A 19,572-nucleotide genomic window follows, 5' to 3' on the forward strand; every position below is an offset into this window, starting at 1 on the left:
GTTTTCGGAAGGATCAGCTGTCGGTCAGGGCATTCTGGTAACGATGCAGCATGCCCACCAGCCGCTGCACCGGTTCGGTCACCTGTCGCGGCGCCTCCCAGATACGCAGTTTTTCCTGATAGATATCCAGCTCCGCCAGCAGCTGCGTGAAGTAGCGTCGGCGCTTGTCGTCGCTGGACGCCGAAATCACATGATCGGCAGTACGGCGCAGCTGGCGGTGGAAGGCGGAGAGATCGTCATTAACCGGAATCGGCGCGTTGCGCAGACGCTGGTGGGCGATGATCAGCGTCAGGGCCAGGCGGAATTTCGCGATATCGCCCGGGAACTTGTTCAGCAGTAAAAAGAGTTGCTGATAGAGCGCAGGCAGATGGTTCTCTTTACGCCGGGCGGTATTAGTGGTCATCGCCGAGACGGCGGCAGAAACGAACTGGTTCAGCAGTACGCGGCCGGTTCGGGCCTGAGAGTTATCGCGCACCAGCAGGATCACCATCATCGCCAGGAAGCAGCCGACAATCTGCCCCAGCGCGCTGTCGAGAAACTGGCTGAAGTGGAAGGTCATCGGGTTATCCAGCACCAGAATATTGATGGTACTGGCCAAGGTCCCCAGCGATCCGAGGCGTCGCTTCTGCACCTCGATACCAATAAAGAAGGCCATAACGGCGAGACTCAGACAGAGCAACAGCATGCTTTGCTGGGTCGACGGGAGAACCACCAGGAAATAGAAGGCGCCAAGCGGCAGCGCCGCCAGCGTGCCATACAGAAAATCGAGTGCCACCATCCGGGGATTAGGCAGACGCATCGCCAGCGAGGTGACCACCGCGATCATCACCATCGCACCGCTGCCGGAGGTCCAGCCGGTCCAGAGCCAGAAAAGCGTACCCAGCATACAGGCCAGCGTAGTGCGCCAGAAGTTAACCATCGCATGGTGACGTTCCGCCGACTCGGCTTTCACCACCACTTCCCCCTGCAACACCTCCTCTTCGGTGGCGCTGATTTTAGTGTTGCCGATCACGCCACGTTTGAGCAGCAGGTAGCGCGTCGCCGCGCCAACCCAGGTGTAGATAGTCACCGGGGTATCACGCTCGCCGGTCCAGGCGATGACCCGGCGCATGCGTTTGAGCTGTTTATGCACGTCCTGAACGGTGGCAACGGGGGTGGCAAACAGCTCCCGGAAGGTCCCGGTGATCGCCTCGGGGCGCGTGTTCTGGATCAGATAGGTTTCACAGGCCTGGGTGATCAGGGTTAAGGAGACGGTATTAAGCGCCTTCAGGCGGCGGTTTGCCCGCGACCAACGCGACGACTCCATATTGAGGTTGCTACGCATCCCCTCCAGTGCGGTGGTACGGCGTACCAGCGCACTCCAGGCATTATCCACTTCTTCACTGTCGCCGTGCTCGATGCAGAGCTGCATGAGTTGATACTGGGCAACGATCAGCGCATCCAGCTCGCGATCCACCTCCTGTTTGATCGAGCGCGGAGAAAACAGCAGATCCGCTACGATCGCGCAGACGATCCCCATCACGATCTCACTGCAGCGCTCAACGGCAAACTGCGGCGTCAACAGCGGGTTGGCCTCAATGGTGATGATAATGATCAGCGCCGTATAGCCGGAAAGGCCCCAGGCGTAGGAGTTTTCCACCCGCACCAGGGAGGAGATCCAGGTACAAAAACCGGCCCAGATACAGCACACCATCAGCATCAGCAGCGGGGTGCGGATCATCAGGATCACGATGGTCAGCGCCGCGATACAGCCGATAAAGGTGCCGACGATACGCAGCATCCCGCGATAGCGGATGGCGCCGGAGTAAGGTTCACCGCCTGCGGCAAACGCCGGGCCGGCGGCAACAATCGCGGCCGTCAGCACCGCCCAGCGGGGCGTTTCCAGCTGAAAGTGGAACCCGACAAACAGCGCCAGCACAATGGCGAAGGCCAGCTTAATCGCGAAGCGTAGGTGCTGATTGGCGATGGAAAGGATACCCATGGCGATTAACCAAACTCGCGCAGACGGTGGGCAATTTTGCGGAACAGCGAGTCGTGGCTGGCATCCCGGTCTTTCTCACCGGTGATCACCACCGTCGCCGTCGTACCCGCTGGCCACAGGTCGCCCTGCTGCTCATCCAGACGAATACGCACCGGCACGCGCTGCGCCAGTCGCACCCACTCCAGATTGGAATCGACGGTCGCCATCCCTTTGCTGTCGCGGGTGGCGCTGGAGTTGGTCACCCCTGCCGCCACGCTGTCGACCGTCCCTTTAATGACGCGGTTGCTGCCCAGCGGAGTGATCTCCGCCCGGTAGCCCGGACGGACGTTCTCCAGCTTGGTCTCTTCCATATAGGCGAGCACATAGAAGGAGTGCTGTTTCACCAGCGCCACGGCGGTGGAGCCGCGGGTAATAAATTCACCGGTATAGACGTTGAGGTTGGTCACCCAGCCATCGGACGGGGCGCGGATGACGGTACGCTCGAGATCGAGCTTCGCCAGATCGCGCGTGGCCTCGGACTTCGCCAGCTGATGCAGTACGGTTTGCAGCACGTTGTTGGACTGGTCAATCTCCTCACGGGACATCGCCTGCACCCCCAGCTTATTACGCCGCCCTGCCTCGCGGCGTTTTTCCGCGGCCAGCGCCTGGTAATAGGAGACATCCGCTTCTGCTTGTTCCAGGGCTTTCTGGTAACGAGGCTGGTCAACGGTGAACAGCACCTGGTCCTTTTTGACCAGCTGGTTATCATGCACATTGACGGCGGTAATAAGCCCCGCCACATCCGGGGCGATGGCGACGATGTCGGCGCTAAAGCGCGCATCACGCGTCCACGGTGATTCGGTGTAGTAAACCCACGCGCGGAAAATAGCGATGAACGCGAGGATGACCAGTGCCAGCGTAATGGCGGTACGGGAGACTTTTCTTGTTAGTGTTTTCACATCTACCTCAAACAAACAGGCGCGATACCAGATAGAACAGGCAGCAATAGAGCGCGGAATTGAACAATGCAGGGTGCCAGACGAAATCATAGATCCCGGTTGGAGCCAGCACCTTTCGCACCAGCCAAAAAATCGCCAGTGATAAAAGCAGTTCGAAGAATATCGGTGGGAACGACAAACCGAACACCACGATAACGGGAAACAGACTCATGTTGACCTTGATTAGAGCGAGCAGGCGAAAGAATTATTCAGCGTACACCACCGCAGAAGTGGCCAGAAAAGCCGGGCGAGAGTGGCGTAGCTATAATGTATTAATAATATATTAGCGTAACTGTTATGCTGTTATCTATCATATGTGATCTAAATCACTTTTAAGCCAGAGTGAATAATGGAACGTCTAAAATGGATGTCAGTTTTTGCCAAAGTCGTTGAGCTGGGCTCTTTTACCGCCGCGGCCAGGCAACTACAGATGAGCGTCTCTTCTATCAGCCAGACCGTTGCCAAACTGGAAGATGACCTCCAGGTGAAGCTTCTCAACCGCAGCACGCGCAGCCTCGGCCTGACGGAGGCCGGGAAAATCTATTATCAGGGCTGCCGGCGAATGTTGTATGAAGCCCAGTCAGTGCATGAGCAACTCTACGCTTTCAATAACACCCCCATCGGCACGCTGCGCATCGGCTGCTCTTCAACTATGGCACAAAATGTCCTGGCTGAAATGACCGCCGAGATGTTGCAGGAGTATCCGGGGCTGACGGTTAATCTGGTCACCGGTATTCCCGCCCCGGATCTGATTGCCGATGGCCTGGATGTGGTGATCCGCGTCGGGGCCCTGCAGGATTCGAGCCTCTTTTCGCGTCGTCTGGGGAGCATGCCGATGGTGGTGTGCGCGGCGAAAAAGTACCTCGCCAGAGCGGGGATCCCGGAAAAACCGGCGGACCTCAGCAATCACGCCTGGCTGGAGTACAGCGTGCGCCCGGATAATGAATTTGAGCTGACTGCGCCAGAGGGTCTGTCAACAAAGCTGCTGCCGCAGGGGCGTTTTGTGACTAACGATCCGATGACCATCTCCCGCTGGCTGGTGGCGGGCGCCGGGATCGCCTATGTGCCGCTGATGTGGGTGATCAACGAGATCAACAGCGGGGAACTGGAGATCCTCTTCCCGCGCTATCAGTCGGATCCACGCCCGGTGTACGCGGTCTATACCCAAAAGGACAAGCTGCCGCTGAAGGTGCAGGTGTGCATTAACTATCTGACGGACTATTTTGTGCAGGTGGCGACGCTGTTTCAGGAGATGCGGGGAAGGAAGGAGTAACCCTCTCCCGCGGGAGAGGGTCAGGATGACAAGATTACGCGGTACCGCCGACGGTCAGGTTATCCACTTTCAGGGTTGGCTGGCCGACACCCACCGGCAGGCTCTGCCCCTCTTTACCGCAGACACCGACGCCGTTATCCAGCTTCAGATCGTTACCCACCATTGAGATCTGCTGCATCGCTTCGATGCCGGAGCCAATCAGGGTGGCGCCTTTCACCGCTTTGGTCACTTTGCCCTTCTCAATCAGATAGGCTTCTGAGGTTGAGAAGACAAATTTACCGGAGGTGATATCCACCTGGCCACCGCCGAAGTTCGGGGCGTAGATCCCGTAATCAACGGATTCGATAATTTCCTGCGGCGTGGATTTACCCGCCAGCATATAGGTGTTGGTCATACGCGGCATCGGCAGGTGCGCATAGGATTCGCGACGGCCATTGCCGGTTGGCGCAACGCCCATCAGGCGCGCATTCAGCTTGTCCTGCATATAGCCTTTCAGGATGCCGTTTTCGATCAGCACGTTGTACTGGCCCGGCGTGCCTTCATCGTCGATGGAGATCGAGCCACGACGGTCGGTCATGGTGCCATCATCCACTACGGTACAGAGTTCCGAAGCCACCAGCTCCCCTACCTGACCGCTGAATACAGAAGTGCCGCGGCGGTTGAAGTCACCTTCCAGACCGTGGCCTACCGCTTCGTGCAGCAGTACCCCAGGCCAGCCCGCACCCAGCACCACCGGCAGCGTACCCGCAGGTGCCGCCACGGCAGAGAGGTTGACCAGCGCCATGCGCACCGCCTCTTTCGCCCAGGCATCGGCACGCACTTCGCCATCCACCGGATTGAGGAACCATTCATAACCGAAACGACCGCCGCCGCCGCTGGAGCCGCGCTCGCGTTTGCCATCCTCTTCCACCAGCACGCTGACGGAGAGACGCACCAGCGGACGCACGTCGGCGGCCAGGGTGCCGTCGGTTGCCGCCACCAGAATCAGCTCATACACGCCGCTCAGGCTGGCCGAGACTTCCTGCACGCGCTTGTCTTCCGCCCGGGCGACTTTGTCCACCCGGCGCAGGATATCCAGCTTCTCTTCACGACTCATGCTTTGCAGCGGATCGACGCTGGTATAGAGCGCAGAGTGCTGCACTTCGCCCAGGGTTTTCACCCGGCCATCGCCGCTCTCGCGCACGATGGTGCGGGCTGCCTGCGCGCTCTGTTCCAGCGCGGTCAGGCTAACCTGGTCCGCATAGGCAAAACCGGTTTTCTCACCGCTAATGGCACGTACGCCGACGCCCTGGTCGATGTTATACGAGCCATCTTTGATGATGCTGTCTTCTAAAACCCAGGATTCGTGATAGCTCGACTGAAAGTAGAGATCGCCGTAGTCGAGACGGCGTTCGGTCAGTTGACCAAGAATGGAAAACAAGTCCTGATGGCTCAGGCCGTTCGCTGCCAGCAGATGTTCACTTACCAGGTTCAGACTCATCGTTTTGCTACTCGTTCGTTGCCGTCCACAGGACGTATCTAAGATCTTATCTATTGAGAGTGAGGCAATTAATTGCCCGCGTCAAATCATTGCTGTGCATCTTTGCGTGGCTGACGCAGCACTTCATTAATCTGCGGTTTATCCACCGGGCCGGTGATGTGATAGCGCAGAATAGAGACTTTGCTCCACAGCGGCCCCAGCACTTTGCTGGCGGCAAACACGGCCGCGCCCACAATCGGGTTAACGGCAAAAGCCGCCGCCACGCCGACGGTGGCGGAAATTTCCGGCGCCACCACTGCTTCCATATCCAGCTCGCGGCGCACCAGATTGACGGAGCCTTTCATGGCGATATCGGCTTCCAGCCCATCCACCAGCGTGTCGTCGGTGTGCAATACGCCATCTTTGATCCACGCGGTGCTGCGGATCGAGTCGAAGTAGAAGCCTTCATTAAAAGTATCGTTGAAGTCAAAGCGCAGCTTGCGCAGCAGGGCATCGAAACTGAGTAAGCGCAACAGTTGCCCTGCATGGCCGGTACTGAGATCGGCGATTTCACCTCTCCCCAGCCGCGTTTTCAGAATGCCGTTCAGCGAGGCTTCGTCAGGCTTCCAGGGCATGTCGCGCCAGTGCAGATCGTAATCGACATCAAACGACGAACCGCGAATCGGGGTCGTGACGCCAAAATAGTTAGCGGCGGCATCCAGCTTGTTGCCCTTAATTTGCCCCTTCAGGGAGGTGCGCTTCTCGCGGGCGCCGTTCACCCATTCGCCGTTGGCGGTCAGGCGCCCGAAGCCGGTATCAATCAACCCGCCCGCCAGGGTCAGGGTATCGCCCTTAATAGTGAAATCGCCATTAATCCGGCCATACTTCTGTCCCCAGAGCCAGCACTCGGCGCAGCGCAGCTGTAGGTCAGGCCAGCCGCTAAAATCGATTCGTGAGGTACTGGATAACGGCGAGACGTTATTGCTTGCCCCGGCGGTGACGGAGACCGGATTGTAATAAAGATAGCGGATCTGCGCCTGCCACGGCGCGGTGTCACGCATCAGCAGGCTGGCGTTGATCTCCCGTCCCTGGGCATCGATTTTCGAACCGTTGAGGGTGGGCTGCGAGACAATGCTCAGGTTATTCCACTGCTGCCCGCCCAGCGTCAGCGCTGGCGTGCGTACCGTGATGTGTTGCGGGAACTGCGCCGCTTCATCCACATTTTGCCCCACCCCGCGCTGGAAAAGCGCCAGCCATTCTGCCCCATCCATCGGCGGCAGGTTGAGCTCTATACCCGCCTGCTCCGGCAGCGGCGGCAGGGTGCGGCTGTCGGTGGTCCAGATGGCGCGATCCAGCGTCAGCTTGCGGTTCAGCAGCCAGCGGCTGTTAAAGTGATTTGTCCCGCTGGCGTTACCGGTCAGGGTAAAGCTGTTGAGATCCCCGTCGACATTCAGCTTCACCGGCAGCGGCTCGCCTGCGCGCTTGTTCAGGGGCGAAGGCAGATCGCTGCTAACGCTTTTCAGGTCGCCGCTGATGTCCACCTTGTAATGCGGGGTGCCACGATAAGGCAAATCGATCGCGACTTTGCCGTTCCACGGTAAACGGCCTTCAAGGGACTGGCTGACCACTTTGGGCAGCACATCCATCCGCGAAGGCTGCCAGCTGGCATCCATATTGACCGCCACCTGGTAGGCTTTCTCGCCCTCGGTGGTGGAGAAATCCATCTTCACCGGCTGGCTGAACCAGTTTGCGGTCAGCGGCCCGCTTTTCAGATCGCCATTCACGAAGCTGAACTGGCCGGTCAGGTTTTTCAACGTGCTGTTCAGCGGCTTGATGAACAGGCTGTTATTTTTCAGCCTGACGTCGCCTTTGGCGGTGGTCATGGTGCCGTCCAGCGGGATATCCAGATGTAAGCGAGCATTCACATCGCCATCCAGCTGGAGCTGCTGGAGCGTGGCGCCCAGCGAATCGTCTAACGGCGTCTCGTCAAAATAGGGCCCAACGGCTTTTCCAGGCCCGTTGATATCGGCGTCGATCAGCAGTTTTTCTTTTGAATAATCGGGGATCACCGCCGTCAGGTTGCTGGCCTTCACGCCGCCCAACGCCACGCCGTCGGTTTTCATCCACAAGCCGTCATTGATGAAGTTGAGTTCAATATCGAGGTTTTTCAACGCCGGCCAGCCAGGCTGGAAGGCATAGGTGGCGTTGCGTAACGGCACCAGCACCTGGAACTGCCCTTCGTTGTGCTTGTAGGGGAACAGATGCGGGTTGCCGCCATACGCCAGGGTGGCGCTGTCCGCCTGCCCGCCCTGAATGGCGCCGCTCAAATAGTCCACCAGCGCTTTACCCATCAGGTTTTCAGGAAAATAGCGCCAGGCCTGTGAGCCGTCGTCGGTGCTGATGCCCGCCAGGATCCCCAGCCAGGGTTCATCGCCCGCCGGTTGCAGATAGCGGAAATCACCCCGGGCATGTACCGCTTTGGCTTTCACGTCGATGTCGCGCCCGTCGAGCTGGAAACCCTTCTCGTTCTTCAGCCAGTGGAGGGTGGCGGTCCCTTTTTCAATTTCCAGCGGTGCGCGGAAAACCGTTTCATACGGCATTTTAGCATCACGCATATGGGCTACCAGACGGCCATCTTCCATGCTGCCTTCCAGCGTGCCGCTAAAATGCTCGGCGCCCGGCAACATCTCCCACTGCTTCCAGGCGAGATCGGTCCAGGCAATGTTGAAGCGGGTTTTTTCTGTTGCCTGCAGCGGAATATCCAGTGCCAGAGCGTTGATCGCTCCCACCGGCTGGGTGGCCTGCCAGACTTCGCCCAGCGCCGGAGAGAGCTTCGCCGCAATGGTCCGCAGCCCCTCAAGGCCAGACAGCTCCAGATTGCTGGCGCGAATGCGCAGTTCATCGCTGCGTTTACTGTTAACGCCGCCCACATCCTGCGCCGGGATCCAGGCCAGCGACAGCGCCCCACGTGGCCAGGCTTTGTCATCCAGGGTGATGCGGGTATCCGGAATGGCGAACTGCCACCCCTCATTGGCACGGGTCACATGGGCGGTGAGATTATCCACAGAGAGCTGATGCTGACGCGTTTCCCCCGGCCAGGTAGCGCCTCCCTGCTTAAGCCAGAGATCGCCGCTGGCGAACTGGCCATTAGTGAGAGTCATCCAGCCTTCAATGCTAAAGCGTGCGGTTTCGAGCTGCATGTCCTGCTGCAGCAACTCCCCCAGCCAGGGTTTGACATCCACGTCGTCGGCCTGCATCCACACTTTACCGTTATTCAGCAGGCCATTGTCGTCACGCAGATCCATACGCACCTGCATCACGCCGTGCTGTCCGTTCAGGCTGGAGAGGCTGACCTGGCCTTCGGCGCGATGGCGCTCTTTGCCGTTGAGCCAGGTTAACTGGGGGATCGCCAGCTCGGCACGCTGCCCGGAAAGGGTGATAAAGCTAATCTCGCTGTCGCGCAGATCGAAATGATCGAACTGGCGCAGAAAGAGATCGCTGATGCGGTTGGCTTCGAAGCCTTCGCCTTGATCGTCGCTGCGCAGCGGGGTGTTGGTCAGAAATTGCAGCTGATAGAAGGTGAGATCGCGAAACTGCCAGCGCAGATGCAGCAGACTTTGCCAGACATCCAGCGCCAGGGTCACACGCTTAATCTTAACGTGGCCGCCATCTTTTAGCTGCGCGTTGATGTCGCGCACTTCCAGGGTCGGGCCAAAATTTTGCCAGCTCGCGTTGAGCTGGCTGGCCGCGACGGGCATGCCGGTCGCGGATTCGATCTTCGCCAGCAGCTGCGGGCGCCAGTTGTCCAGATGCGGCAATACGAGACGCAGCCCGCTTACCAGCAGCGCGACAATCACTATCAGCGTTGCCCCTGTAAGCAGTAAAATCCCCGGCAATCGCCTCACGCGTCTCTCCTTGTCAGCCGTTTTCTCGCAGCACGCTGCGTTTTACATCATCACCACGTCAAACTGCTCCGGATTATAGAGCGGCTCGATTTGTACTTTTACCTGTTTGCCGACAAAGATTTCCACTTCCGCCAGAGCGTGTGACTCTTCTCCTTTCAGGGCTTCCGCCACCGAAGGAGAAGCATAGACCAGGAAACGGTCGGAGTCGTAGGCGTGATGCACGCGAACGATCTCACGCATAATCTCGTAGCAAACCGTCTCTACCGTCTTCACCGTGCCGCGACCATGGCAGGTTGGGCACTCGTTACACAGCACATGCTCCACGCTTTCACGGGTGCGCTTGCGGGTCATTTCTACCAGCCCAAGCTGGGAGAAGCCGTTAATGCTGGTTTTCACGCGATCTTTACTCAGCGCCTGCTCCAGCGAATGCAGCACGCGACGGCGGTGGTCTTCGTTACTCATATCGATAAAGTCGATGATGATGATGCCACCCAGATTGCGCAGACGAAGCTGACGCGCAATGGCCTGCGTCGCTTCAATGTTGGTATTGAAAATGGTGTCGTCCAGATTGCGATGCCCGACAAACGCCCCGGTGTTGATATCCACGGTGGTCATCGCTTCGGTCTGATCGATAATCAGATAGCCGCCGGACTTAAGCTCGACTTTACGCTCCAGCGCGCGCTGAATTTCGTTCTCGACGTCGTAGAGATCGAAGATAGGCTGCTTGCCGGTGTAGTGCTCCAGCAGGCCCGGCATTTCAGGAATATATTCAGCGGTGAATTCGAGCAGCGCATCATAGGTCAGACGGGAGTCGACGCGGATGCGATCAAGCTGGGCATCGGCGAAGTCGCGCAGGACGCGCTGGGCCAGCGCTAGTTCGCCGTACAGCTGACAGCGGGTCTGGTTGCGTTTTTTACGCTCCATCACTTTGGTCCAGACGCGTTTCAGGTAGGCCGCATCCGAGGCCAGATCCTCTTCGCTAATCCCCTCTGCGGCTGTGCGAATAATAAACCCGCCCTGCTCATCGCAATAAGCACTGACGACCTTTTTCAGCCGTTCGCGCTCGCTTTCACTTTCGATACGCTGGGAGACGCCAACGTGTGACGCGCCGGGCATAAAGACCAGATAACGGGAGGGTAAGGTGATGTCGGTGGTCAGGCGCGCCCCTTTGGTGCCCAGCGGATCTTTCACCACCTGCACCATCAGATCCTGGCCCTGACGCACCAGCTCGGAGATATCACGGACGGTAAACTGCTTCTGCTCTTCTCCCGCCACGCATTCGGTGTGCGGCATGATATCTGAGGCGTGTAAAAATGCCGCTTTATCGAGTCCAATATCTACAAATGCCGCCTGCATACCCGGTAGTACACGACTGACACGACCTTTGTAGATATTGCCTACTATTCCGCGTCGCGCTTCGCGCTCAATATGGATTTCCTGAAGAATGCCGCCATCAATATAGGCCACACGGGTTTCCGATGGCGTTACGTTTACCAACAATTCAGCCGTCATAATTATCCCTTCCCTCACGCAGTGAGTTAAAATTGCTCAGCAACTCATACGTTTCCACCAGCGGTAAGCCGACTACGGCGTGATAGCTGCCATTGATCTTCCTGACAAAACAGCCACCCAACCCTTGAATACCGTATGCACCTGCTTTATCCATAGGTTCACCGCTGGTGATATAACCGGCGATATCCTCATCTGTGAGTACTCTGAACGTGACATCGGTGACAACCAGACAGTCGAGCACGTGCTGACGGTCAGCCAGCGCGACGGCGGTCATCACCTGATGCGTTTGTCCGGACAATTTGCGCAGCATCCTGAAGGCATGCTCGCCGTCGTGAGGTTTCTCGAGGACTTCACCGTAAAGGATCACGATGGTATCTGCGCCCAGCACCGGTAAATCGCGCGGCGCCTGCGCCACGCCAGCCTGCGCTTTCTCCCGCGCCAGGCGAGAGACATACTGCTGAGCGCTTTCGCCCTCAGCCCGTGTTTCCTCAATGCCGGTAACGATACGTTCAAAAGAGAGACCCAACTGCGTGAGCAACTCCTGACGGCGCGGGGAGCCGGAAGCGAGATATAAAGACGTCATAGAAACCTTTTATTGCACGGCAAATTGCTGGCGGACCTTACGCATCAACAGGAATAACCATGGCCAGAGCACACCGTTTACTACACTACTCCAGAACACTTCCGGACGGAAAGAGACGTTGATCACTAAAAACTCTGCCCAGAAAACAATGATATCCGCGGCCATGGATAACAGCATCACCACCAGCGCCTGTTGCCAGAGCGCCAGATTACGAAAGAGCTGATATTTCAGTGCGACCAGGTATGCGATGATACTCATGGAAAGTGCGCGTACGCCAAGCGTCGAGCCACTGATCAGATCCAGTATGGCACCCATCACAAAACCTGTGCCCACATTTACGCGGTGCGGCAGAGCGAGGATCCAGTAGAGCAAAATCAGCAGCACCCAGTTTGGCCGGAAAACGAGAATGTCGTCCGGCCAGGGCATGACTTGCAGCAACAGCGCGATCAAAAACGAGAGCCAGATAACCCAGCGTCCCTGGCTACGGTAGCTTGCCACTATTGCCCTCCTGAAGAGAGTTGCGGTGGCGGCGGCGCATCAGGCGGTGGCTGGGTCAGCCCTGTCGCCGGCGCAGGGACTGGCGCCGGCGGCCCCATGGAGTTTGGCGCAGGCAGAACCTGCGGCATCATCTGCATCAGACGTTCATTCGCCACGCGGTGCACCTCTTCCGGCGTCATGGGGTTGCTACCGTTACGATCGGCGCCCCACAACAGCAGCAGATAGCGCAGACGCTGCAAGCCCGCGGTAGGACGTGCCTGAATCACGGTATACGCGCGCTGAGTATCCAGCTTCACGGAGGAGACCACCCCAACCGGGTACCCTTCCGGGAAACGCCCGCCGAGACCGGAGGTCACCAGCACGTCACCCACGCGAATATCGGTATTCGCCGGCAGATGTTCCAGTTGCAAATCGTCCGTACAGCCGTTACCGGCGGCGATCACCCGGATGTCGTTACGCAGAACCTGGATCGGCAGCGCATGGGTCGCATCGCAAATCAGCAATACGCGGCTGGTAAGCTTGGCAACAGCCACCACCTGGCCGACGACGCCTTTATCGCTGATAACAGGTTGGCCTTCGTAGACGCCATTAACGCTGCCTTTGTCGATGACCACCTGATCGCTATACGGATCGTTAACGGTGGAGATCACCTGGGTCACCATCTTCTGCTCATCCTGACGCAGCGGAGAGCCCAGCAGCTCGCGCAGACGGGCATTCTCCTGCTTGTACTGGCCCAGCATCAGCAGTTCGCTGTTTTTCAGCAGCAGTTCCTGTCGTAACGCGCGGTTTTCAAGTTCGAGTTGATCGCGTGAGGACAGGGTTTGCGAGACGCTGTCGAGTAATTCACGGGGACCATTTGATACAAAATAGAAAGGACTGACGGCGGTATCCATGTACGTTCTGATCTGGCTGAACGTACCGAGGCGGCTATCGGCAATAATGACACCAAGCGCTACCAACACCCCAAGGATGAGGCGAAACTGTAGCGACGGGCCACGGCTAAAAATTGGCTTCATAGGCTATGCGTACTCTCGCGTCAGAGAGAAAGGGTAGCCATCCGCTACCCTTTCACACCTGACTACTCTTCGCTGAACAAGTCGCCGCCGTGCATGTCGATCATCTCCAGCGCCTTGCCGCCGCCACGGGCTACGCAAGTCAGTGGATCTTCTGCAACTACGACAGGAATTCCTGTCTCTTCCATCAACAGGCGGTCGAGGTTACGCAGCAGCGCACCACCACCGGTCAGAACCATACCGCGCTCGGAGATATCGGAAGCCAGTTCCGGCGGGCACTGCTCGAGGGCAACCATGACGGCGCTGACGATACCGGTTAACGGCTCCTGCAGCGCTTCGAGGATTTCATTGGAATTCAGGGTAAAGCCACGCGGAACCCCTTCTGCCAGGTTACGGCCGCGAACTTCGATCTCGCGAACTTCATCACCCGGATAAGCAGAACCGATTTCGTGCTTGATACGCTCTGCGGTGGCTTCACCGATCAGAGAGCCGTAGTTACGGCGTACGTAGTTGATGATGGCTTCGTCAAAGCGGTCGCCACCGATACGTACGGAGGAGGAGTAAACCACACCATTCAGGGAGATAACGGCCACTTCAGTGGTACCGCCACCGATATCCACCACCATGGAACCGGTTGCTTCGGAAACCGGCAGACCCGCGCCGATTGCCGCAGCCATTGGTTCTTCAATCAGGAAGACTTCACGCGCACCAGCGCCCTGAGCGGATTCACGAATAGCACGACGTTCAACCTGGGTCGCGCCAACCGGCACACACACCAGAACACGTGGACTCGGACGCATAAAGCTGTTGCTATGCACTTGCTTGATAAAGTGCTGAAGCATTTTCTCGGTCACGAAGAAGTCAGCGATAACGCCGTCTTTCATCGGACGAATGGCAGCGATATTACCCGGCGTACGGCCAAGCATCTGCTTAGCGTCATGGCCTACAGCCGCTACGCTTTTCGGTGAACCAGCACGATCCTGACGAATGGCCACAACTGAAGGCTCATTCAGTACGATGCCTTGTCCTTTTACATAAATGAGGGTATTCGCGGTACCCAGGTCAATGGACAGGTCATTGGAAAACATGCCACGAAATTTTTTCAACATACTAAGGGATAATCCTGAAAGCTGGGGCGGAAAACAAAATCCGCTTACTTTACCAACCACACGCAGCAGCGACAAGGCGCAAAAATCGCCTGCTACGGTGAAAATTAGTGCAGCACGTTTCCTTTGTTACAAATCGTCGCCTGACTCCCTCAGGGCTGAGAAAACAGCAGTATTCCTCACGTACATTTGTAACCCGTTAAAGGTCGTTCACTGTCTTTTTGCTCGTCATACCTCACGCTACAGGCGCGATATTCTACGTGAAAACTCACCAAACGGCAGGTTAAACAGAGTATCTTTGCGAATATTTTTTCACATTGCTGTCAAGAGGCTGAGAGGCCGCGAAAAAATCCCCCTGGCCCCCTGTCACGCCGCGCTCTGTCAATGTCTGCCATTCCGTTCGCGAGCGTACACCTGTAGCAAATACACGCGTTTGCGTTCCTTTGCACGCTTCCACCAGGCTCTGTACCAGCAGCTGGTTTTCTGTGCGCTTCTCGATATTCCTTACCAGCCCCGGATGCAGCTTCAGTAGCTCTACCTCCAGCGCCTTGATCCAGCTGGTGCTGACCAGCGTTAAACCCGCCTGCGTCACCGCGACACGCGGACCCAATGCGTTGATGAGCCGAACGACCGGCTGTAACCGACTGATGTGTTGACAAACATCCGCCTCTGCAAGTTCAAAAATAATCCGTTTACGCTGCGATTTTTCACATTGCATCAGCAGATCGCGCAGCCAGCGCTGGAAACGCGGGCGGATCAGCGACTCCACCGTCACCTGCAGCGCCAGGTTCTCTTCAGGCCAGTAGGATAAGAATGGCATCAATCGGGATATCTGCTGACGGTCGTACTCTTCAGAGAGGCCAAACTGCAGGACCATCGGCAGGAACTCCGCTGATACCACCTCTTCATTACCGTCGAAGAGCCGGCAGAGCAGTTCCCGATGATGGACCTTGCCACTGGTCAACACTGCCGGTTTTTGATAAATCCGCGGCCCGCCGCGGGTAAGCATCTGCTCGATTAAGGTTCGCCAGCGCACGTTGCCGCGTCCTTTTTCTGGCAGGGAGTCATCATAAACCGCCCAGCCGTTCGCCCCCTGAAGGACCGCGTTGCGGGTAGCGACTTCCGCATGCTCCATCACCTGTTCGGTGGTCTGCCCGCCGCGCCAGGCGCAAATGCCGATATGCACCATATCATCACGATCGAGCATTTTGCTGGGGGGGAGCGCATCCACCGATTTCAACAGCAGCCCGGCAATGCTTTCAGACTCTTTCAGGGTGCGGTGCGGCAGCAATACGGCGTAATCACTGCGGTGATAGCGTGCCAGCAGCGCGCCGGGGTAACGCATGATAAAGGTGGAGAGCATATTAATGAGCGTAAACTGCTGCTCCTCCGCCACTGCCCGGCCCCAGTTATCTTTCAGCAGATCGAAGTCCGGCAGACGGATAATCATCACCACCCCATGTGTGCCCACGTTCTCCTGATCTTCCAGCAAAGTGCCCAGCTGATTATCAAAGAACAGACGATTATTGAGGCCGGTTTTATTGTCCTGGGCGGCATAGGATCGGATCAGGGTGTCTATCCGGCTGCGCTGGTCACTGGCGAACTGAATTTCGGACAGCAAAACGTCCAGCGCGCTGCTGGTACGTGAGGGCCACTCATAGACCGAGCCGCGCACCTGCGCACCGCGTTCACCGTTGAGGATCCGCGTGGAACGCGACTCCAGTAACTCTTGTCCCGCGAGCTGACGCCGCAGCCAGCGCACGGCCAGGAAGATCAGCACCACGATGAAAATCACCGCTACCGTCAGCGGGGCGGTGGTCATCAATGAACGAAAATAACTGGTCATGGGGTCCAGATAGACCAGGCTTATCGTTATACCGGGGTTTTTCAGGGAATGGACGGTGAGTTCGAGCAGCTGCGGAGGTGAACCCGCCTGCCGGTAATGCGTATGCCCGGTGTGGCTTAAAAGGAGGTTGCCGCCCTGCTTAATCTCCACCCGCATGATATCCACCGGGGCCATCAGCTCATCCAGCTGACGGGAAAGTTCTGGAAAGGGTGTGCTGACAAGGCGGGAATCAATCACTGCCGCCACAGAGTGGACGCGGTTCGCCAGCTTCCCCTGAATCGCATTATAAAAACTGAGCGAGCAGCCAATAAAGGTGACAAAAATGGTCAATCCGGTAAGCAAGGAGATAAAAGCGGAGAACTTCGTCGATAATCGCATCCTTGAGATTACTCCGTGAGTTGGTGAGGATAGCAAGTAAGTACTAACTTGCAATACGGCATCGGCATACTACCAAATCCGGTGTATCTGGCAATTTATTGCGTTAAATCGGCATTGCATGTCAATGAGCGAGTATAGTCTTCAAAAAATTTTTTCCAATCATCATGCTGAGTAAGGAATCGTATGCAGGCTTTGATCTTAGAACAGCAGGAAGGCAAAACTCTTGCATCAGTGCAATCTATCGAGGAGAGCCGCCTGCCTGAAGGAACCGTGACCGTTGATATCGACTGGTCCAGTCTGAATTACAAAGACGCCCTCGCCATTACGGGCACTGGAAAAATCATTCGTAATTTCCCAATGGTTCCAGGTATTGACTTTGCGGGACGTGTGCACTCAAGCGAAGACCCACGTTTTCATGCCGGCCAGCAGGTGCTGCTGACCGGCTGGGGCGTGGGCGAGAACCACTGGGGCGGGCTGGCGGCGCAGGCGCGTGTCAATGGCGACTGGCTAGTGCCAATGCCACAAGGGCTGGATGGCCGGAAAGCGATGATTATCGGTACCGCCGGTTTTACCGCGATGCTCTGCGTGATGGCGCTGGAAGAGGCCGGAGTGCGTCCTGAATCGGGTGAAGTGGTGGTGACGGGCGCCAGCGGCGGCGTCGGCAGTACAGCGGTTGCCCTGCTGCATAAGCTGGGCTATCAGGTGGCGGCGGTGTCCGGCCGTGAAAGCACCCATGACTATCTGCGTTCCCTGGGCGCGAGCCGCATTCTGGGCCGCGACGAGTTCGCTGAGACCCGCCCGCTGGAGAAACAGATCTGGGCCGGAGCCATTGATACCGTGGGCGACAAAGTGCTGGCGAAAGTGCTGGCGCAGATGAACTACGGCGGCTGCGTGGCGGCGTGCGGCCTGGCGGGCGGTTTTGCCCTGCCGACCACGGTGATGCCGTTTATTCTGCGCAACGTCCGTCTGCAGGGTGTCGATTCCGTGATGACCCCGCCAGAGCGCCGTGCCCAGGCCTGGGAGCGACTGGTTCGCGATCTGCCGGCCGCCTTCTTTGCTCAAAGCGCCACCCAGATTAGCCTTGAACAGGCGCCAGAGTATGCCGCGAAGATCATCAATAACCAGATCCAGGGCCGTACCCTGGTGAAGCTGGCGTAATCTTCAAATTTTCGTGACATATTCGCTTTAACCCCGCTCCTCCGTCATGCTTAGAAAAATGCATGACGGAGGATGCCATGAAAGTGAAACCCCTGACGGAAGCCGATATCACCGCGGAATCCGTTTTTATGCTCAAGCGCCGCCAGATCCTGAAGATGCTGGGGATCGGTGCTGGTGCGCTGACCCTTTCGCCCCTCGCCCAGGCCGACCTGCTGGACTGGTTCAAAGGCAACGATCGCCCAAAAGCGCCACCCGGAAAACCGCTCACCTTTACCCAGCCTGCCCAGTGGCAAAGCCAGCTTGCGAAGACGCCTGAAGAGAAAGTGACGGGCTATAACAACTTCTATGAGTTTGGCCTCGATAAAGCCGATCCTGCCGCCAACGCCGGCAGCCTGAAGACCAATCCCTGGACGCTGAAAATCGACGGCGAAGTGGCAAAACCGCTGACCCTTGATTACGACGACCTGACTAATCGTTTTCCGCTGGAAGAGCGAATTTACCGTATGCGCTGCGTTGAGGCCTGGTCGATGGTGGTGCCGTGGATAGGTTTTCCGCTGCATAAACTGCTGGCGCTGGTAGAGCCCACCAGCAACGCGAAGTATGTCGCTTTCCAGACCCTTTACGCCCCGGAGATCATGCCCGGGCAGAAAGACCGGTTTATCGGCGGCGGACTCGATTACCCGTACGTGGAAGGGCTGCGGATTGACGAGGCCATGCACCCGCTCACGCTGCTCACCGTGGGTGTGTATGGCAAAGCCCTGCCGCCGCAAAATGGCGCGCCCATCCGCCTGACCGTGCCGTGGAAGTATGGCTTTAAGGGGATCAAATCGATTGTCAGCATCAAGCTGACCCGCGAGCGTCCGCCTACCACCTGGAACCTTGCCGCACCAAACGAGTACGGTTTTTACGCCAACGTGAACCCGCACGTCGATCACCCGCGCTGGTCGCAGGCTACCGAGCGCTTTATAGGCTCAGGCGGCGCGCTGGACGTCAAACGCCAGCCGACGCTGCTGTTTAACGGCTATGCTGACCAGGTGGCCTCGCTCTATCGCGGCCTCGATTTAAAGGAGTTTTTCTAAGTGCGTCTGACGGCAAAACAGATTACCTGGCTGAAAGTCGCCCTGCATCTTGCAGGGTTGCTTCCTTTTATATGGCTCTTCTGGGCCGCCAGTCATGGCGGGTTTAGCGCCGATCCGGCCAAAGATATCCAGCACTTTACCGGCCGGACCGCGCTGAAGTTTTTACTGGCGACGCTGCTGGTTTCACCGTTGGCGCGCTATGCAAAACAGCCGCTGCTGATCCGCACCCGTCGCCTTCTGGGGCTCTGGTGCTTCGCCTGGGCGACGTTACACCTCACCAGCTATGCGTTACTGGAACTGGGCATCAACAATCTGGCCCTGCTGGGGAGCGAACTGGTGACTCGTCCATACCTGACGCTCGGGATCGTCAGCTGGGTGATTTTGCTGGCGTTAACCCTCACCTCTACCCAGTTCGCCCAGCGAAAACTGGGAAGGCGCTGGCAACTTCTGCATAATTTCGTTTATCTTGTCGCGATCCTGGCACCCATCCACTACCTTTGGTCAGTGAAAATTCTCTCGCCACAGCCCATCATCTATGCGTTGCTGGCAGTGGGGCTTCTGGCATGGCGTTATAAGAAGTTTCGCCAATGGTGGCGATAGTGCACGAAAACGTGCCTGTTGCCGCAGATCGTTTAACCTTCCCGGGTATTTATCCGAATCCTGTTGATAATCTTCCCTGATAAGACCAGTATTTAGCTGCCAAATGCTACGAAATCGTTATAATGTGCCACTTTGGTTTTCCCGACGGGTTTTTCATGGCCTGAAAGGGTGACAATCGCGCATCGAAGGTATATTTTGTTTTTT

General features: G+C 57.4%; 15 protein-coding genes. 4 read left to right on the forward strand and 11 right to left on the reverse strand.

Annotated features, from left to right (window positions below; genetic code table 11):
• Window positions 1-13: 13 nt before the first annotated feature.
• Genes aaeB through aaeX form a run of 3 tightly spaced genes read right to left on the reverse strand, consistent with a single transcriptional unit; the run spans window position 14 to window position 3,130 of the window.
• Complete coding sequence (gene aaeB / locus C3406_RS08330) at window positions 14-1,981, reverse strand: p-hydroxybenzoic acid efflux pump subunit AaeB (protein WP_103824957.1); 1,968 nt, start codon at window positions 1,979-1,981, stop codon at window positions 14-16.
• 5 nt (window positions 1,982-1,986) lie between these two features.
• Entirely contained in the window at window positions 1,987-2,919 is a 933-nt protein-coding gene (gene aaeA, locus C3406_RS08335; RefSeq protein ID WP_103824986.1) for a p-hydroxybenzoic acid efflux pump subunit AaeA, read from the reverse strand.
• Window positions 2,920-2,926: 7 nt separating this feature from the next.
• Window positions 2,927-3,130, reverse strand: coding sequence for a p-hydroxybenzoic acid efflux pump operon protein AaeX (gene aaeX, locus C3406_RS08340; protein ID WP_032614553.1), 204 nt, complete (start codon window positions 3,128-3,130; stop codon window positions 2,927-2,929).
• Window positions 3,131-3,307: 177 nt separating this feature from the next.
• Here aaeX and aaeR point away from each other — a divergent pair, with 177 nt between their 5' ends.
• Window positions 3,308-4,231, forward strand: coding sequence for an HTH-type transcriptional activator AaeR (gene aaeR, locus C3406_RS08345; RefSeq protein ID WP_103824958.1), 924 nt, complete (start codon window positions 3,308-3,310; stop codon window positions 4,229-4,231).
• 34 nt (window positions 4,232-4,265) lie between these two features.
• Here the strand turns inward: aaeR and tldD are convergent, their stop codons facing one another.
• From tldD to csrD, 8 genes are all read right to left on the reverse strand, one after another.
• The gene (gene tldD / locus C3406_RS08350; RefSeq protein WP_103824959.1) at window positions 4,266-5,711 is read right to left on the reverse strand and encodes a metalloprotease TldD; all 1,446 of its coding nucleotides are present in this window, start codon (window positions 5,709-5,711) and stop codon (window positions 4,266-4,268) included.
• Window positions 5,712-5,797: 86 nt separating this feature from the next.
• Entirely contained in the window at window positions 5,798-9,595 is a 3,798-nt protein-coding gene (yhdP, locus tag C3406_RS08355) for an AsmA2 domain-containing protein YhdP (RefSeq protein ID WP_103824960.1), read from the reverse strand.
• Window positions 9,596-9,637: 42 nt separating this feature from the next.
• Entirely contained in the window at window positions 9,638-11,107 is a 1,470-nt protein-coding gene (gene rng / locus C3406_RS08360; protein ID WP_103177228.1) for a ribonuclease G, read from the reverse strand.
• Window positions 11,097-11,690 (reverse strand): Maf family protein, encoded by a 594-nt coding sequence (locus C3406_RS08365; RefSeq protein WP_103824961.1) that lies wholly within the window; start codon window positions 11,688-11,690, stop codon window positions 11,097-11,099. The genes rng and C3406_RS08365 overlap by 11 nt, the downstream gene beginning before the upstream one ends.
• A gap of 9 nt (window positions 11,691-11,699) precedes the next feature.
• The gene (gene mreD, locus C3406_RS08370; protein WP_103177230.1) at window positions 11,700-12,188 is read right to left on the reverse strand and encodes a rod shape-determining protein MreD; all 489 of its coding nucleotides are present in this window, start codon (window positions 12,186-12,188) and stop codon (window positions 11,700-11,702) included.
• Window positions 12,188-13,204, reverse strand: a complete 1,017-nt coding sequence (gene mreC / locus C3406_RS08375) for a rod shape-determining protein MreC (protein WP_103824962.1) — start codon at window positions 13,202-13,204, stop codon at window positions 12,188-12,190. Before mreC ends, mreD begins: the two co-directional genes overlap by 1 nt.
• A gap of 62 nt (window positions 13,205-13,266) precedes the next feature.
• Window positions 13,267-14,310, reverse strand: a complete 1,044-nt coding sequence (mreB, locus tag C3406_RS08380) for a rod shape-determining protein MreB (protein WP_000913396.1) — start codon at window positions 14,308-14,310, stop codon at window positions 13,267-13,269.
• A gap of 280 nt (window positions 14,311-14,590) precedes the next feature.
• Window positions 14,591-16,531 (reverse strand): RNase E specificity factor CsrD, encoded by a 1,941-nt coding sequence (csrD, locus tag C3406_RS08390; protein WP_103824963.1) that lies wholly within the window; start codon window positions 16,529-16,531, stop codon window positions 14,591-14,593.
• A 183-nt stretch (window positions 16,532-16,714) separates the two neighbouring features.
• On the opposite strand from csrD, the gene acuI reads away from it, so the two are divergent.
• From acuI to msrQ, 3 genes are all read left to right on the forward strand, one after another.
• Window positions 16,715-17,689, forward strand: coding sequence for an acrylyl-CoA reductase (NADPH) (gene acuI, locus C3406_RS08395; RefSeq protein WP_103824964.1), 975 nt, complete (start codon window positions 16,715-16,717; stop codon window positions 17,687-17,689).
• A gap of 77 nt (window positions 17,690-17,766) precedes the next feature.
• Window positions 17,767-18,768: a protein-methionine-sulfoxide reductase catalytic subunit MsrP gene (msrP, locus tag C3406_RS08400; protein ID WP_103824965.1), complete on the forward strand. Its 1,002-nt coding sequence runs from the start codon at window positions 17,767-17,769 to the stop codon at window positions 18,766-18,768.
• The gene (gene msrQ / locus C3406_RS08405) at window positions 18,769-19,368 is read left to right on the forward strand and encodes a protein-methionine-sulfoxide reductase heme-binding subunit MsrQ (RefSeq protein WP_103824966.1); all 600 of its coding nucleotides are present in this window, start codon (window positions 18,769-18,771) and stop codon (window positions 19,366-19,368) included.
• The last annotated feature ends 204 nt before the right edge of the window (window positions 19,369-19,572 follow it).

It is taken from the genome of Leclercia sp. LSNIH8 (genome assembly GCF_002920195.1).
GTDB lineage: Bacteria > Pseudomonadota > Gammaproteobacteria > Enterobacterales > Enterobacteriaceae > Enterobacter.